The sequence below is a fragment of the Roseimaritima sediminicola genome, from assembly GCF_009618275.1.
GTDB classification, from domain to species: Bacteria; Planctomycetota; Planctomycetia; order Pirellulales; family Pirellulaceae; genus Roseimaritima; species Roseimaritima sediminicola.
The window spans coordinates 1-17,337 of the sequence record NZ_WIAD01000056.1 but is presented as its reverse complement, the minus strand read 5'-3'; the positions used below and the strand labels follow the sequence as shown (position 1 = coordinate 17,337).

Below are 17,337 nucleotides of genomic sequence, written 5' to 3'. Positions count from 1 at the left end.
AAAGACGCTAATAAAATCGGGCCATCCCTGATGGCACAGGAAATGGCCCGATCGCAGAATACAATTCCAGAGCGGAACTAGGCGACGACGCCTTCGACGGGCCGCTTCTGCTTGTCTTCGTCTTCAAAATTCGTCACCAAGGCTTCGGTCGTCAGCAACAAACCGGCGATCGAAGCGGCGTTGGCCAGTGCGGTTCGCACGACCTTGACCGGGTCGATAACGCCCGCTTTGTACATGTCGACGTACTCGCCGGTATTGGCATTGAAGCCGATCGTTTCGTCCTTTTGACGCACTTCGTCAACGACCACACTGCCGTCGATCCCGCCGTTGTCGGCGATCTGACGCATGGGTGCATCCAAGGCGTTCAAAACGATGTCCACCCCGACGCGCTCGTCGCCTCGAGCCGACTTGCGAGCGGCCAGGACGGCATCGTGGCAGCGGACCAGGGCGACACCGCCACCGGGCAGAATGCCTTCTTCCACGGCCGCACGCGTGGCGTGCAGGGCGTCTTCCAAGCGCGCCTTGGTCTGCTTCATCTCCGCTTCGGTTTCGGCACCGACGCTGATGACCGCTACGCCACCGGCCAACTTGGCCAGACGCTCCTGGAACTTTTCCTTGTCGTACTCGCTGTCGCTCTGCTCGATCTGGGTACGGATTTGCGAGACCCGCTTGTCGATCTCCTCACGCTTGCCAGCGCCTTCGACGATCGTCGTGGTGCTCTTATCGACCACGACCTTCTTGGCGCGGCCCAGGTGATCCAGGGAGATATTTTCCAGCTGGATGCCCAGGTCTTCGCTGATCAGCGTGCCGCCGGTCAGCGTGGCGATGTCGCCCAGCATCGCTTTGCGGCGATCGCCAAATCCGGGAGCCTTCACGGCACACACGTTCAACGTGCCGCGCAGCTTGTTGACGACCAACAGGGTCAGGGCTTCGGCGTCGACGTCTTCGGCCACGATCACCAACGGCTGGCCGCTCTGAGCCGCTTTCTCAAGCAGCGGGACCAGGTCGCGGATGTTGCTGATCTTCTTTTCGTACAGCAGGATCAAAGCGTCTTCCATCACCGCTTCCATGGAAGTCGAATCGGTGATGAAGTAGGGCGAGATGAAACCTTTGTCGAACTGCATCCCGTCGACGTAGGAAACCTCGGTGTCGCGGGTCTTGCCCTCTTCGACCGTGGTCACGCCGTCGTTGCCGACCCGCTCCAGAGCATCGGCCAACAGTTCGCCGATGGCCGGATCGTTGTTGGCGGAGATCGCACCCACGTGGGCGACTTCCTGCTTGCTGGTCACCGGACGGGCCATTTCCTGCAGGCGATCGCTGGCGGCCTGGACGGCCTTGTCGATGCCGCGGCGGATGGCCGCCGGGTTGCTGCCGGCGACGATGTTCCGCAGGCCCTCTTTGAAGATGGCTCGCGCCAACACGGTGGCCGTGGTGGTGCCGTCACCGGCCAGATCGCTGGTCTTCTGAGCAACTTCGACGACCAATTTGGCGCCCATGTTCTCGAAGCGATCTTCCAGTTCGATCTCTTTGGCAACCGTCACCCCGTCTTTGGTAACGGTCGGTCCGCCAAAGGACTTGTTGATGATCACGTTGCGCCCGGTGGGGCCCATCGTGGTGGCCACGGCCTTGGCCAACTTCTCCACGCCGGCGAGCATGCGAGCCCGTGCGTGGTCCTCAAATAGCAGTTGTTTTGCCACTTGTCAGGTCCTCAGTTATGTCTGTTTGAATGAATGTGTTGATGAACGGACGTAAACGCAAGCTCGAGCGTTTACAGCAGCTTCGCCAGGATGTCGCTCTCGCGCAGGATCTTCATTTCCTGACCGTCGACCTCGACCTCGCTGCCGCCGTACTTGCCGTAGATCACCGTGTCACCGACGGCGATGTCCAGCTCGCCGCGACTGCCGCTGTCGAGCAGGCGGCCGGGTCCGACGGCGACGACCGTGCCACGCTGCGGTTTCTCGCGAGCGGCATCGGGCAGAACGATCCCACCAGCGGTGGTCTCTTCGGCTTCGCTGGGCTGGACGACAACACGATCATCGAGAGGACGCAAGTTGATTTTTGCCATGGCAATGGGTTCCTAAGTATTAATTAAATGCTGGTTTCGATTGGTTATTGAAAGAACAGAAAAGGTCGCGGGCGCTGGACCTGCGCGGCTTACATCATGCCGCCCATGTCCATGCCGCCCATGCCGCCCATGCCGCCCATGCCGCCCATGCCGCCCATGCCGCCCATGCCGTGGTCATGGTGGTGGTCGCCTTCGCCCTCTTCGGCTTCCTCGGGGATATCGCAGATCAGCGATTCGGTGGTCAGCAGCAGGGCCGCGACGCTGGCCGCATTGGTCAGCGAGGTGCGAACGACCTTGGCCGGATCGACGATACCGGCCGCCAACATGTCGCCGTACTGATCGGCGTTGGCGTCATAGCCATCGTTCTTGCCTTTCAGCTGGCTGACGCGATTGACGACAACCGCGCCTTCGAGGCCCGCATTGTTGGCGATCGCACGCAGCGGCTGGTCGAGCACTTTGCGAATGATGCCGGCGCCCATCTTCTGGTCACCCTCGAGCGACTTTTCCAGTTTCTCGACCGCCGCGGTGCAGCGGATCAGGGTCACGCCGCCACCGGGCACGATGCCTTCTTCGAGGGCGGCTTGGGTCGCTGCGCGGGCGTCGTCGATCAACGCCTTGCGTTCTTTCATTTCGGTTTCGGTGGCCGCTCCGACACTGATCTGCGCCACACCGCCGGCCAACTTGGCCAACCGTTCCTGCAGTTTTTCGCGATCGTAATCGCTGTCGGTCGCATCGATTTCGCGGCGAATCTGCGTCACGCGTCCTTCGATGTCGCTCTTCTTGCCGGCGCCGCCGACGATCGTGGTCGCTTCGCTGGAGATACGAACCTTTTTGGCACGCCCCAGGTCGCTCAACTGGACGCTTTCCAGGTCGATACCAAGATCCTTGAAGATCGCTTGACCACCGGTCAGGGTAGCGATGTCGCCCATGATGGCCTTGCGGCGATCGCCATAGCCGGGTGCCTTGACGGCGGCGACCGACAGGATGCCACGCATCTTGTTGACCACCAACGTCGCCAGGGCTTCGCCCTCGACATCTTCGGCGATAATCAACAACGGCTTCTTGGCCTTGCTGGCCGCTTCGAGCAGCGGGATCAGTTTCTTGTTGTTGCTGATCTTTTCTTCGAACAACAGGATGTAGCAGTCATCCAGTTCGACCGTGACTTCGTCCTGATTGGTGACGAAGTGCGGCGACAGGAAACCGCGATCGAACTGCATGCCTTCGACCACGTCGACGGTGGTTTCGCTGCCGCGGCCTTCCTCGACGGTGATCACGCCGTTCTTACCGACTTTGGTAAAAGCGTCGGCCAGGACGGCCCCGATGGCCGGGTCGTTGTTGCCGGCGATGGTGGCAACCTGCTTGATTTCCGACTTGCTCTTTTCGTTGATCGGCGTCGCCAGCTTGCCGATCTGCTCGCTGACCACATCGACGGCCTTGGCGACCCCACGGCCCAGGGCCATCGGGTCGGCGCCACTGGCCACGGCCTTCAGGCCTTCGCGGAAGATGGCTTCGGCCAACACGGTGGCCGTGGTGGTTCCGTCGCCGGCGACGTCATTGGTCTTGCTGGCGGCTTCCTTGACCAATTGGGCGCCCAGGTTCTCAAAGGGGTCGTCCAGGTCGATATCTTCGGCGACCGTCACGCCGTCCTTGGTCACCTTGGGGGATCCCCAACCCTTGTCCAGCACGGCGTTGCGGCCGCGGGGGCCCAGAGTGCTGCGAACCGCTCGGGCCAGTTTGCTCACGCCGGCCAACAGTGGGCCACGTGCGTCGTCATCGAACACGATCTGTTTTGCCACGTCGTGTTTCTCCTGTGTTTTGTTCAGTGGAGGGGAAAATGGGTCAATGGCAAGCCGCCGCGGGCGGCCCACACGTTGGATCCTGAGAACATGTTGGCAGACCGTCATCGCTAACAATGGCAGTCAGCCTCTGGGTCCCACCGCTAGAGCAATGTCCGTGCCGCAAGCAGAAATTCGTTCCGCAAGCTGTTGTAAGAAAAGCACTTAGAAAGATTCGGCGAGGATCACCGAGAGTCCACCGCGAGGCGGTGATGTCACTCTGACAGGGCCGCCGTAGCCGAAGTCGCCCGACTTTGGGTTTTTTGAAGCTCCTCCAAACTCTGGCAAGTTCAGCTACGCCGGATGGGCGAAGCGGCGGAGGGCTTTGCAGGCGGCCTCGCGGCCGGCGGCGACCAGATCGTCGAAGCGATCGAAGTCGTACCAGGCGCAGTCACCGACGTGGGGGCGGATCACCAGGTCACTGGTCGCGTAGGCCTGCTGGCGACTGGCCCATTCGGCGATCTCTTCCATCCGCATCAGGACGTCGATCGCGCGGTGGTAGTCCTGGTCCTTGGCCGTCTCGGGCCCCACATCCACGGCGATCAGAAAGTCGTCCGCTTGCTCGCGAGCGGCGTGGCTGGGCAGCGAGTCGATCCCGCCGATGTCACACAGCAGCTTGTCGCCCAGCGGTACCGGAGGGAACACGCCCGGGATCGAAGCCGACGCCTGCACGGCGGTTCGCAGCGAACCGCTGCGCAGGACCACCGGCCGGCCGCTTTTCAAGTCCGCAGCGATCACCCGCAAGGGAATCTGCGTTTCGGTAATGTCGATGTCGGGCACCAATGTTTCGACGGCCTCGACCAGAATATTCTCCGGCAGCAGCGACGGATGGTTCATCAACCGATTCAAACGGCGACCGTTGTGGACCAAACGCTTGATGCGATCGAAGAACGTCAACAGGCTGGCTTCGGGCGAGAACTGGGCCGGTTCGGTGCCGGGCAAGAGGTGTCCGTGGCTGCGAAACCGCTCGCTGAACAAGTAATCGCGAGCCGCCTGCTGGGCCTGAGCGATCTGGCCGCCGGAGCACATCGCGGCGACCAGACTGCCGATACTGACGCCGACCATCCGAGCGATCTGGCAGCCGGACTGCTGCAGCTGTTCCAATACGCCCAGGTGCGCAATCCCCCTTGCCCCGCCTCCGCCGAGCGCCACGACGGGGGTGCGCACCGGTTCCCGGCTCTGCGGCAGCACGCTTCCCAGACGGTTCAGCATCGGGCCTCGTAGGATGCGACCGGGCATCTTGCGAATCATTCCGCAGTCCCTCGGTGTTGCAGCCTTCCGCTTTGGCCCCCATCGTTTTTTGCCTGCTCGCGGTCGTAGCGCATCAGAATGGCTTCGCCCTCGACGCCGTCGAGCTCGCGCCAGCCCTGTTCGGCGATGCTGCGGCCCAGCTCGGTCACGTGGGCGTAATCGCCATCGGTGGCCACGCCGGCGGTCAGTCGCCGGTGCAGCTCGCGACATAGGACATCCGCGGCCCGTCGCGTGGTCGCATCGTCGCTTTGGGCTCCGTACAGGGCCGTCACCAGCATCACGGTGGCGTCCTGAATCCGCGCCGAGTGACTGCTGATTCGGCATTGCCGCTCGGCCAGTTTCAACTGGAACTTCCGCATCGTCGCCGAGATGCGACCGCCGCTGCGGGAGAGCGTTTGTTGGGCGAAGCGAACATGTCCGGCAAACGGCTCGAGCAGGTTTTGCGGCCGCGCCGTCGCGGTCGTCCATCGTCGCGGCAGCAGGGCTTGCTGCATCATCCAGTTGGCGTACCGCCAGAGCGATCGGCGAAGCAGCCAGGCGTGTCGCGGGTTCAACAGGTTGGGTTGGCCGATGCCTTCGGCGGCCAGGGTCTTGCCGATCGATTCGAAATAATCGCGGCCGTGCTGTTTGACCAAAGATTTGAACAAAGCCATGGCCAGCATTTCGCCTTCGCCCTCGTAGATGCAGGGGGCGAGAAACTCGTGCACGTTGTCGCCGAAGAGGTGACCGTGCAGGAAGGAGCGGCCGCCGTGGGTTTTCATATACAGTTCGATAGCCGCTTCTTTCTGTGCTTCACTGCCAAATATTTTGGCGATCACACATTCCATCTCGCCGCGGTAGCCCTGATCGATCAGATCGCTGCACCACTGGACCAGGGCATCACAGCCGACGATCAAACCGGCCATTCGTCCGATTCGGCGCCGCACCAATTCGCGACGGGCGATCGCTTGACCATAGGTCTCGCGGAACTGTGCCCAGGGCAGCATATCGGCCAACATCATCCGCATCGCGCCGGCGGCGTTGGCACACAGGGCGACGCGTCCCAGATTCAAGCCGTGATAGGCGATCGTCAGGCCGTCGCCCGTATGAGGGTCCAGGCGGTTGGCAACCGGTACCCGGAATCCGCGAAACACGATGCCATGGTTATTGGTACGGCGAAGGGCATAGATGCCGTAACGACGCAAATAAAAATGCTCGTTCTCCGTCTCGGGCAATTCCACGATCAAGACCGCCGGTTTCTCGTCGATCAAACACACCAGTCCGATGGTACGGCCGGGCAGCACGTTGGTGATAAACAGTTTCTCTCCATCGACCACGTACTCATCGCCGTCACGCACGGCGCGGGTCCGTAGGGCCGTCAGGTCGCTGCCCGCACCGGGCTCGGTCAGGGCGAAAGCGGACAAGCGCCGGCCGCTGGCCAAAGCGGGCAGGAAACGCTCGCGTTGCTGGGCGTTGCCGAAGGTGCGAACCGGATCGACCGCGCCGATGCAACCATGCACCGATGCCAAACCGGCCACTGTGGGATCGACCGTTGCCATCTGGGTGATCAACCGGCAGAAGTGCCTAAAGCGAAACCCGCGGCCGCCGTACTGCGGATCCACCAGCAAGCCCCAGTAACCTTCCTCGGCCAAGTCCTCGAGTACGACGTCGGCGATTCGGCCGTCGTCACCCAGCAGGGTTTCGGCATGCTTGTGACGGCGGACCACAGCGACACAGCGATCGATCGTCTGCCGCGCGACCGGCGGACACGGTTCGGCATCCGCGGTCCCCGCGAACAACTCGGTGGGCACACGTCGATCCCAGACCGCCCGATGGATCGGGCTGTTGACGGTCTGGTACTGAGGCGCGAACAGCATCTCCACCTGGTCATCGGCGGAGTCCACCGCTCCGGTTCGTCGCGATTCGTCCTCGCTGGCGCCGCCCAAGCGCAGGGCCGTCTCGGCAAAGGAACGCTCCTCGAACGCACTGGGCCGCTGGGCCGATTCGGCCGCGGGGCGTTGGGCGTCCACATCCCTGGCCGGCGCGGGTTGGGCGTTGGCATCGTGCGGTGGTCGTTTGGGGGCCTCGGTACTCATCGGGACACCTCGCGTTTAGAATCCTCCGTGGCGTGCAAATGCATCAGCGGCTCCTTCCACTGAGCGGCGGCGATCAGTCCCGGCGCGGGCTCGAACCGCCGGCCGAACTGTTCTGCCAGGGTTTCCATGTTGCGGCAAACCACCTCCGCCCCGACGTCTTCCATCCACTGCAGCGGTCCGCCGCGGAAGGGGGCGAATCCGGTTCCCAGCACGACCGCCAGATCGACCATCCAGGATTCACGAACGATCTTTTCATCCAGGCAACGCATCGCTTCGTTGACCATCGGGTACAGCAAGCGGCGTTGGGTGGGCGTCAGGGCGTCGTCGGCAAACGCGTCTTTATCCGCAAAGCATTCCGATTGTCCGTTGACCGCGGGGCGTCCTTTTTTGCCCCGGTCGTACAGATAGAATCCGCGAGCGGCTTTCTTGCCCAACTCGCCCGCTTCGCACATCTCCGTCAACCGCTCGGCCACGCCCTCGGCTTCGGGCAGGACACCGCGGAGCGACCCAGCGACATGCGCCGCGATATCCAGTCCCACGTGATCGAGCAACTCCAGCGGCCCCATGGGCATCCCGAAACTTCGCATCGGAGCGTCCACGAATTCGGCATCGAAGCCTTCGATCGTCATCTGCACCGCTTCGCCCAGGTACGGAAACAGCACGCGGTTGACCACAAAACCCGGCGAATCGTTCATGACAACGGGCGTCTTGCCGAGCGTGCGAACCAGCTGCAGCAGTTGCGCCAGCACGACATCGGTGGTATGTTCGGTGCGGACCACTTCGACCAATTCCATCCGCGAGACCGGATTGAAGAAGTGCAGTCCGGCGACGCGCTGGGGATGTTCGGTGACGTCCGCCAGACGCTGGATCAACAGGGAAGAGGTATTGGTGACCAGCGGTGCTTGCGGCGGCAGCGTCTGATCGACCTCGCGAAACACCTGTTGCTTGACCGCCTCGCGTTCGACCACCGATTCGATGACCAGATCGGCCGTCGCGAGGCCTTCATCCTCGGTCGTGATCCGCAGGCGTTTGCGGACGCCCGCGATGGTGGCCTCGTCGGCCTTGCGGTATTCGGCCCAGCGGTCGACCAATTTATCCAGCCGCGTGCGCGCGGCATCGGCCGCCTCGCGATGGACTTCCTTGACCGTGACGCAAAGACCGTGAGCCGCACACCACTGAGCGATCTCCGCGCCCATGACGCCGCCACCGATGACGACGATCGACTGAATGGCCGGCGGCGTCGAGGGGTCCGGGCCGCCGGACGGTTCGGCCGACGTGGCATCCGTCTGACGCTGGCGCAGGGGCATCCAGGTCCGTATTTTTTTGGCCCGATCTCGCTGGAAAAACAAGCCGATCAACCGCTGCGCCACGGGCGTCTGGAGCAGATGCGCGAAGTGTTCGCGTTCGGCGGCCAAGCCGGCCCGCCGGTCGCTCAGTCCCCGTTCGATCGCGTCCAGGGCCAGCAGCGGCGCCGGATAGTGTTGTTCCGGATCCTGCGCATGGATCTCGTGACGCGCCTGCTGCAGGATGATGCGCCGGCCGATCGCCAAGCGTTCGGCGATCCGGGTCGTCCAGCGGCGGCTGGCCTGCGAGGCGGTCAGTTTATCCTCCAGCACCTCGGCGACGGTTTTTGCGACCTCGTTGTTGAAATCCTCGGCCGCGACGCAGCGGTCGGCCAACCCCGTCCGAATGGCTCGCCGGCAATCCATGGGTTTGCCGGTCAGGACCATGGGCAGGGCGGCGGCCAAGCCGATCGTTTCGGGCAATCGCTGGGTCCCGCCCCAAGCCGGCAGCAGCCCCAAGCGGATTTCCGGCAACCCCAGGCGCGTTCGCGGGGAATCGCTGATGACCCGCAGGTCACAGGCCAGCGCCCATTCCAAACCGCCCCCCATACAAACCCCATCGATGGCGGCGATCGTCACGGCGCGGATGCGTTCGATCCGAGAAAATAATTCCTGCCCACGGAGGATCGTCTGATGAACCAGATCCGAGTCACGCAGGGCAGCGATTTCGTGCACGTCCGCGCCGACCAAAAAGCCGCTGGGTTTGCCGCTGCGAAACACGACCACCCGGGCCGTATCGTCGGTTTGCAGGCTGTTGACGATCCAGGTCAGCTCGTCCAGCACCCGTTCGTTGATCACGTTGGTGGAGTGCTCCGGCAGGTCCAATGTCACGCTGACGACCCCCCGCCCGTCACGAGCCACCGAGAAACAGCGAAGTTGCGTGTCCAGTCCCGCAAACGTATCGCGAGCTTGGTTGCTGTGAGTCCCCGACATGACACTCTCCAATCACACAAGAGTCGACGCTACCGTAATGCCCCTACGAAACCTCCACCGCCATGGCCATTCCTTGCCCGCCTCCGATGCATAGACTGGCAATCCCGCGTTGCAGGCCCTGCTGTCGCAGCGCTCGCAACAAGGTGATGACCAATCGCGTCCCGGTCGTTCCCACGGGATGTCCCACAGCGATCGAACCGCCGTGAATGTTCAGCCGCTCCGGTGGGATCACCCCCAGCGGGTCACTGCGCTCGAGTTCCTCCACGGCGAAACGCTTCGATTCGGCCGCTCGCAGGCAAGCCAACACCTGAGCGGCGAAGGCTTCGTTGATCTCAAACAGCTCAAAGTCGCTCAGCTGGCTGCCGGTTTCGCGCAGCAACCGCGCGATCGCGTAAACCGGTCCCAAGCCCATCCGCTGGGGCTGGCAACCGGCGATGGCATAGCTGTGAACGAACCCCAACGGCTCCAGGCCTCGTCGCCGGGCTTCGGATTCCGACATCAGCAGCACCGCCGCCGCCCCGTCGGTCAACGGACAACTGTTGCCGGCCGTCACGGTGCCCTCGTCGGCGAAGATCGGACGCAGCTTTGCCAACTGTTCCAGCGACTGGCCGGGCCGCGGCCCGTTATCCTGCTCTAGCGTTACGCCGTCGCGATTCCAGGGATGGATCTCGCCGGAGAGAAAACATTCCTGCTGGGCGTCGCTGGCCCGCTGATGAGAGGCCAACGCAAAGGCGTCCTGTGCGTCGCGATCGACGTCGAATTCTTTCGCCAATCCCTCCGCCGTTTCCCCCATGCTCAACCCGCACACCGGATCGGTCAGCCCCAGCCGCAACCCCGCAATGGGTTTCAGCATCCGCGGACGCCAAGCCGCCGCCGTTCGCAAACGGGCCGCCAGGGTTTTGGAGCGTGCCAGCCGCGTGAACCAGGCTTTGCCCGACTCGCGAACCAACAGGGGCACGCCCGACATCGATTCGGTCCCGCCGGCGACCACGACCGACGCCCGCTGGAGCGTGATCGCGTGCCAGGCTTCGACGATGGCTTCCATCCCTGAACCGCAGTTGCGGTGGACGGTGTGAGCGATGCGGTCTTCGGGGATCCCGCTGCGCAGTGCGACAACGCGGGCGACGTTGGCGGCATCGGCCGGTCCGGCCACGTTGCCCAGAACGACCTCATCGATGGCTGTCGCGACGCCTTCTTCGCCCCAGCGGCCGTCCGCGACGTGAGCCAACAGGCCCCGCACCGCGTGCACGCCCAGATCGACCGCGGGTACTTGGGCCAGCGTCCCAAAGGCTTTGGCAAACGGCGTTCGCACGCCCGCGACCACGGCCAGGCGAGGTAAATCTTTCACTGTGCCGCCTCCTCTCGATTCGGTTCGGTTCGTGCGGCGAGCGATTCGGCCGGATCGTCTTCACCGGTATGGCGGCCAGCGGCCAAGCCATCGTTCCAGCCGTGTTCGTCCGAATCCATCACCGTGGGCTCCGCGAAACCGATGGCTCGCTCGCGCAGCTTTCGCCGCAGGACTTTGCCCAGGAAGTTCTTGGGCAGCTCGCCGACCACCTGCTCGTACTGCCGAGGTCGCCTGTGGGCCGCCAGGTGCTCGCGGCAAAACGCGTCCAAAGCTTTCGTATCGAAGGTTTGCCCGCTGCGCATCCGGACGAAGGCTTTGACGAGCTCGCCGCGCTGCTCATCGGGCACGCCGACGACCGCCACGTCTTCGATCAACGGACAGCGGCGCAGAACCGTTTCGACGTCGCGCGGATAGACGTTGTATCCCGACGTAATCACCAGGTCCTTCTTGCGGTCGACAATCTGGTAAAACCCCAAGGCGTCCTGCTTGGCCAGATCGCCGGTGTACAGCCATCCGTCGCGAATCGTCTCGGCGGTGGCGCTGGCGTTGTTCCAGTAACCCAGCATGACCTGCGGCCCGCGGACGATTAATTCGCCGACCTCGCCCGGCAGAACGTCCACCGTACCGGTTTCGGCATCGACGATGCGGCACTGGGTATCGGGCAGGGGCAAGCCGATCGTGCCGTAGCGTGCCGTGCCATCCAGCGGGCCGCTGTGGGTCACCGGCGACGCCTCCGACAGGCCGTAGCCTTCCACGACGATGCCGCCGCAGTGCTCCGCAAATTCAGCGGCCGTTTCCTCGGGCAATGGTGCGCCGCCGGAGATCACCCATTTGAGCGAATCGATCGAGGAGGGTTTGGATCGCAGCTGGGCGTTCATCGCCGCCAGCATGGCGGGCACCGCGTGCAGGACCGTCGGCCGATGTTCGGCGATCAACTGCAGGACCTGATGGGTGCTGAAGCGATGATGCAGGATCAGTTCGGCTCCCAGCGCCGCCCCGCCCAGGATCACGGCCGACAGACCATAACTGTGGAAGAACGGCAGCACCGCCATCAGCTTTTCCTGCCCCATCGTGCCGCCGGCCAGGGTGGCCTGCTGGAGGGCGTTGGCCGTCAGATTCCGGTGACTCAGCGTGACCGATTTCGGCTGGCCGGTCGTGCCCCCGGTGGGCAGGATGTAAGCCGGCGTCGCGTCGGGATCCAAGTCCGCCGTGTCCCGCTGCGGCGCGCACTCATCCAGCGCATCCCAAAACCAAACGGCTCGGTCACCGGTCGGCACGTACCACAAACCGGTGCGTTTGTAGCGAGCCAGAAAGTACCCGACTTGCTGGTACCCGGGCAGCCGCTCGCGCAGCGAAACCAGCAAGGTCTTGGCCAGCGTCCCGTTGCCGGACGGCAACAGATGGGCCAGCAGATCGAGGGCGATCACATGTCGACAGTCCAAGCTGCGAAGCAGCCCCTCGACCTCCTCGGGCACCATCAACGGACTGATCGCCACGCCGATCGCGCCGCGCCGCCAAAGAGCATTCAGACCGATGATGTATTCGGGCACGTTGGGCAAGAGCAGTCCCACACGGTCGCCCGGTCCAATTCCCAGTTCCGCCAACAGCCCGGTGGCTCGATAAACGTCGTGCTGCAACCCTTCATAGGTCCAGCTCTGATCGTAGTAGCGGCACGCGACCCGAGCCGGAACCTGCGCCGCGGCGCGATCGAGTAACGCGTAGGCCGGTTGCCGGTACGCCGACATCACCCACCTCCCGTTTCCGAAGGGCTGCCTCCCTGCGACCGATCCGCCGCGAACCTTTCGCCGCGAAACTCCGTTGACAGCCGCTTGTGCGGAGGAGCTTCCTCCACGGCGGCTGCCATGTGTGTCGTTTTCGTACGGGTGCCCGCTGCCGCTCGCGACCGTCCGCCGCGGCAATCCTTGGGAAGAGGAAAATGGCTGTTAGGGTGTACGGGTAAGAATTCGCGAGCGCGTCAGCCCCGGAGAGGTGATCCTCAGCCCCCGGAGAGGTGATCCAAAACGAAATCAATCACTCCCAAGGCGACAGCTGGCTCGCTAATGCAATCCTAGGCCTCACTAAACGCCAGTCAAGGGGAAGATCCGACGCACCGCACCACGGTCGCTCCTACCCCTGGCGAGCCGCACTGTTGCCGCGGCATCGCCGAACAGGACACCTAGGCGGGCGGCTCGATGAATGTTCGCCTCCGCCGATAGCGTGCCAAGCGAATGTCGCCACCTGTGTACAGCGTCGACGCTCGACGCGGTCCGAGCATCGGCCGCAACCGCGATCGACGTCGTCTATCGCGTGCCGCGGCAACCGCAGGACCAGCCCGCATTGAAATTGAAGAAGTCAACGACGGCCTTACTTTTGAGAAAGGCTTTGCCGGGGTCGGGCACCCGGGCAGGGCACCCGGGCAGGGCACCCGGACAGGGCATCCGAGCAGGGCATCCGCCTGCTAAGCACGTCGCAACATTAACTTAGGCATTACTCTCCCTCTGGGAGAGTCGGGCTCTCAGGCCCGGGGAGGGTTTTCGTGAGTGCCCTCCCCGGGCCTAAGAGCCCGACCCTCCCGCTGCGCGGGAGGGTGTTGTCGCGGGGTTTCACCCAAAGATTTATGCCGACGTGCTTAGGCCAGCACGCCGTCGACGACGCGGGCCGGTTCGACGCCGGTTAGTTTCATGTCCAGCCCCTGGAAGGGGTAGCTGAAACGATGGTGGTCGATGCCCAGCAGATGCAGCATCGTGGCGTGCAGGTCGCGAACGTGCACGACGTCTTCGACCGCCGAGTAGCCCAGTTCGTCGGTCGCCCCGTGGCTGTGCCCGCCCTTGATTCCGCCTCCGGCCAGCCACATCGAAAACCCTTTGATGTGGTGGTCGCGACCCGCGCCACCTTTGCCCTGGAACATCGGCGTCCGGCCGAACTCACCGCCCCACACGATCAGGGTGTCGTCCAGCATGCCTCGCTGTTTCAGGTCGGTCAGCAAAGCCCAGGTCGGCCGATCGGTCAGGCCGCAGCAGATATCCATGTACTTTTTCAGGCCCCCATGGTGATCCCAGCCGCGGTGGTACAACTGGATAAATCGCACGCCGCGTTCGGCCAGCCGCCGCGCAAGCAAACAATTCGAAGCGTAGGATCCGTCCCCGGGTACGGCCCCGTACATGCCCAGCACCGACTGTGGTTCGCCGGAAAAATCCGCCAGCTCCGGAACCGAGGTCTGCATCCGAAACGCCATCTCGTAAGTCGCCAGGCGGGTGGCGATCTCCGGGTCCGGCAACTGAGCCTGGCGATGGCGATTCAGTTCCGCCACGGTCTCGATCAAGCGGCGTTGTTGACCGCGGGCGATGCCCGGTGGCGGCTGGACATAGTTGACCGGCTGGCCGCTGCCGCTGAATTCGACGCCCTGATAACGGCTGGGCAAAAAACCGGACGCCCATTGCCGCGAAGCGATCGGCTGGGGGTTGCGGCCGCCCACGCTGGTCAGCACCACAAAGCCCGGCAGGTTGTCGCTCTCGGCGCCCAAGCCGTACGTCACCCAAGCGCCCATCGACGGCCGACCGCTGATCGCGGTTCCCGTGTTCATGAAGGTGTGGGCTGGATCGTGATTAATTTGTTCGGTCACCATGGACCGGACGACACAGATGTCGTCGGCCAACTTCTGATGCCAGGGCAGGTAGTCGCTGATCATCTGGCCGCTCTGGCCGTAGCGAGCGAACTTGGTCAGCGGTCCCTGCACCTTCAGCTCGGCGCCCTGCAACTGGGCAATGGGTTGCCCTTCGGTGAAGGACGTCGGCATCGGCTGGCCGTCCAACCGCTCCAGTTCCGGTTTGTAGTCGAAGGTTTCCAGGTGCGACGGCCCGCCGGCCATGCACAAAAAGATCACGCGTTTGATCCGCGGACGATGATGTGGCAGTCCGCCGCGGCCGGGCGGATTCGCATCCGATGCGCCGGCCTGCACCGTGCTTGCCTGCGCCGTGCCGGCCTGCGCCGTGCTCGCCAAGGCATCGCGAGCCAACAGGGTGCTCAGGGCCGTGCTGCCCAGGGCGACGCCGCCGCGTGAGAGAAAGGTCCGACGATTCGCTGTCGTGGTATTCATCAGTTGCGCGTCACCGTTTCATGCAGGTTGAGGATAGCCCTGCCGACGCTGGTCCAAGCGGCCAGTTCGACGGCGTCCACTTCGGTTTCGAAGCTCGCCGTTTCGAGCAGGGCTTCGGCGTCGGAGCGATGTTCCGTGTAATGTGCGAGTTCTGCGTCGAGCAACCGCTCGAGGGCGTCCTGCTCCGCCGCGTCGGGCTCGCGCGAGGTCGCCCGCCGGAAGCCCGCCGCAATGCCTCGGGCGGGCTGGCCCTCGGCTTGCCGGAACATTTGCTGCCCCAGGGCGATGGCGGCTTCGACCATGCTGGGATCGTTCAGCAGTACCAGAGCCTCCAGCGGCGTATTGGACCGCGGTCGCTGGGCCGTGCACTCTTCGCGGCTGGGGGCATCCAAGGCCTTCAGCATCGGGTGCAGGAATTGCCGTTGCCAGTGCACGTACACGCCTCGCCGCCACTGTTTTGCGCCGCCGTCCGCGCGGTACGTCCGCGTAGGGAAATTCAAGTGTCGATAGTAGCCTGCGGGCTGGTACGGTTTGACGCTCGGTCCGCCCACCGCATCGACCAACAATCCGCTGACCGACAGCGCGTTGTCGCGAACCATTTCGGCGGGCAGACGGTACCGGGATTGCCTTGCGAACCAGAGGTTATCGGGATCGCGTTGCAAGGCCTGGGCGTCGGCGGCAGAGGACTGGCGGTAGGTCTGCGACCGCACCAACCGCCGCATCAACGCTTTGACATTCCAGCCGCTCTCGACAAAATCGACGGCCAGCGTGTCCAGCAGCTCGGGATGCGTAGGCGGTTGTCCTTGGCCGCCGAAGTCGGCTAGCGACGACGAAATCCCGCGGCCGAAACACAGGTACCACAAGCGATTGACCATCACGCGGGCGGTCAGCCCGCCGACGCCCCGCTCGGCATCGACCAACCAGTCCGCCAGATCAAGACGCGTAGCCCGCTGGGGTTTGTCGATGCCGGCTTTGTCGATGCAGGGCAAGAACTGCGGCACGGCGGGCTGGACAATGGCCCCGGATTCGTCCAACCAGTTGCCACGCGGCAGCACGCGCACCTCCCGCGGCTCGGTGGCACGCGTGATCATGGTTTTCCGCTTCGCCGCCTGCAACCGCTGGACTTCTTCCTGCAAAGGGGCCAACAAGGTTTGCCTGCCAGAGTTCTTCTCAGCAGAACGATCGGCGGAAGTTATTTCGGCGATCCGCAACTGAAGGGTTTGCAGGCGGTCGCGTTGCCAGCGGGCGAGGACTTCGAGTTCCGGCTCTCGATTGGTCGGTAGGGAATTCTTCGCTTTGGTGAAGTGGGCCGTATCGTCGACGTCAGCAAAGAAGGACGACAACGCATAGAAATCGCGAGCCGTGTAGGGATCGTACTTGTGGTCGTGACACTGGGCGCAGCCGACGGTCGCTCCCATCCACACGGCCGACACATTGCGTACTCGGTCGGCCGCATAGATCGCGATGTACTCTTTGGGTTGCAAACCGCCTTCGTGCGTGGTTTGCAGCAAGCGGTTGTAGCCGCTGGCGACGATCTGGTCCGTACTGGGTTCTGGCAGCAGGTCGCCGGCCAGCTGTTCGCGGGTAAAGCGATCGAAAGGCAGGTTGCGATTGAACGCATCGATCACGTAATCGCGGTAGGGCGAAATATTGTGATCTTGGTCGCCGTGGTAACCCACCGTGTCGGCAAAGCGGACCAGGTCCAACCAGTAAGCGGCCATGCGTTCGCCGTAGGCCGAGGAACCGAGCAGGCGATCGACGTATCGCCCGTAGGCACCGGGACGCGAATCTTCCAGCACCGAGCGCAGCTGAGCGGGCGTGGGCGGCAGTCCGGTCAGGTCGAAGGTCACGCGGCGAACCAGCGTGGCGAGATCGGCCGGCGGCGACGGCGCGAGCCCCTGTCGATCGAGCTCGGCCAAAACAAACCGGTCCACCGGATCCAGCGGCCAGGCGGCGTCTGACACCGGCGGCGGATCGGCCCGCTCCGGCGGGACGTAGGCCCAGTACGGTTCGTACGGAGCCCCCTGTTCAACCCACTGCACCAGCAGGTCCTGCTGTTCGTCGCTGAGGTGCTTGCCGGAATCGACCGGCGGCATTCGCATGTCCGGATCTTCCGCCAGAATGCGCTGGATGAATTCGCTGGCTTCCGCGTCGTCCGGAACGATCGCGTAGTCCTTGGCATCCGCTTCGACGTCCAACCGCAGGCCGGCTTCGCGATGCTCGGCATCGGGACCATGGCAATAGAAGCAAGCGTCCGAAAGGATGGGCCGCACATCGCGGTTAAACGATAGCGGCTCCGCGGCCCCAGCGATATTGATCGCAAGCAGCAGACCAAGCAGTGGCATAGGCTTCCAGCCTGTGAGCAGTGACATAAGCTTCCGGCCTGTGAAT

The 17,337-nt window shown here is 63.7% G+C and carries 10 protein-coding genes; all 10 read right to left on the bottom strand.

The window, feature by feature from the left end:
- Positions 1 to 77 precede the first annotated feature (77 nt).
- The 10 genes from groL (GE027_RS19450) to GE027_RS19405 all read right to left on the bottom strand — a co-directional run bounded on the left by groL (GE027_RS19450) (position 78) and on the right by GE027_RS19405 (position 17,291).
- Complete coding sequence (gene groL, locus GE027_RS19450) at positions 78 to 1,697, bottom strand: chaperonin GroEL (protein WP_153558894.1); 1,620 nt, start codon at positions 1,695 to 1,697, stop codon at positions 78 to 80.
- 71 nt (positions 1,698 to 1,768) lie between these two features.
- Positions 1,769 to 2,065, bottom strand: a complete 297-nt coding sequence (gene groES / locus GE027_RS19445) for a co-chaperone GroES (protein ID WP_153558893.1) — start codon at positions 2,063 to 2,065, stop codon at positions 1,769 to 1,771.
- Between the two features lie 89 nt (positions 2,066 to 2,154).
- A complete protein-coding gene (groL, locus tag GE027_RS19440; RefSeq protein WP_153558892.1) occupies positions 2,155 to 3,861 on the bottom strand; it encodes a chaperonin GroEL in 1,707 nt (568 codons plus the stop codon).
- Positions 3,862 to 4,194: 333 nt separating this feature from the next.
- Positions 4,195 to 5,151: a patatin-like phospholipase family protein gene (locus GE027_RS19435; protein ID WP_153558891.1), complete on the bottom strand. Its 957-nt coding sequence runs from the start codon at positions 5,149 to 5,151 to the stop codon at positions 4,195 to 4,197.
- Positions 5,148 to 7,226, bottom strand: coding sequence for an acyl-CoA dehydrogenase family protein (locus GE027_RS19430; RefSeq protein ID WP_153558890.1), 2,079 nt, complete (start codon positions 7,224 to 7,226; stop codon positions 5,148 to 5,150). Before GE027_RS19430 ends, GE027_RS19435 begins: the two co-directional genes overlap by 4 nt.
- The gene (locus tag GE027_RS19425; RefSeq protein WP_153558889.1) at positions 7,223 to 9,502 is read right to left on the bottom strand and encodes a 3-hydroxyacyl-CoA dehydrogenase NAD-binding domain-containing protein; all 2,280 of its coding nucleotides are present in this window, start codon (positions 9,500 to 9,502) and stop codon (positions 7,223 to 7,225) included. The genes GE027_RS19430 and GE027_RS19425 overlap by 4 nt, the downstream gene beginning before the upstream one ends.
- 43 nt (positions 9,503 to 9,545) lie before the next feature.
- On the bottom strand, positions 9,546 to 10,850 hold the full coding sequence (locus tag GE027_RS19420; protein ID WP_153558888.1) for a thiolase family protein: 1,305 nt from the start codon (positions 10,848 to 10,850) through the stop codon (positions 9,546 to 9,548).
- Entirely contained in the window at positions 10,847 to 12,595 is a 1,749-nt protein-coding gene (locus tag GE027_RS19415; protein ID WP_153558887.1) for an AMP-binding protein, read from the bottom strand. The genes GE027_RS19420 and GE027_RS19415 overlap by 4 nt, the downstream gene beginning before the upstream one ends.
- An 884-nt stretch (positions 12,596 to 13,479) precedes the next feature.
- The gene (locus GE027_RS19410) at positions 13,480 to 14,946 is read right to left on the bottom strand and encodes a DUF1501 domain-containing protein (protein ID WP_153558886.1); all 1,467 of its coding nucleotides are present in this window, start codon (positions 14,944 to 14,946) and stop codon (positions 13,480 to 13,482) included.
- Positions 14,946 to 17,291, bottom strand: coding sequence for a PSD1 and planctomycete cytochrome C domain-containing protein (locus GE027_RS19405; protein ID WP_237607668.1), 2,346 nt, complete (start codon positions 17,289 to 17,291; stop codon positions 14,946 to 14,948). Before GE027_RS19405 ends, GE027_RS19410 begins: the two co-directional genes overlap by 1 nt.
- Between the last annotated feature and the right edge of the window lie 46 nt (positions 17,292 to 17,337).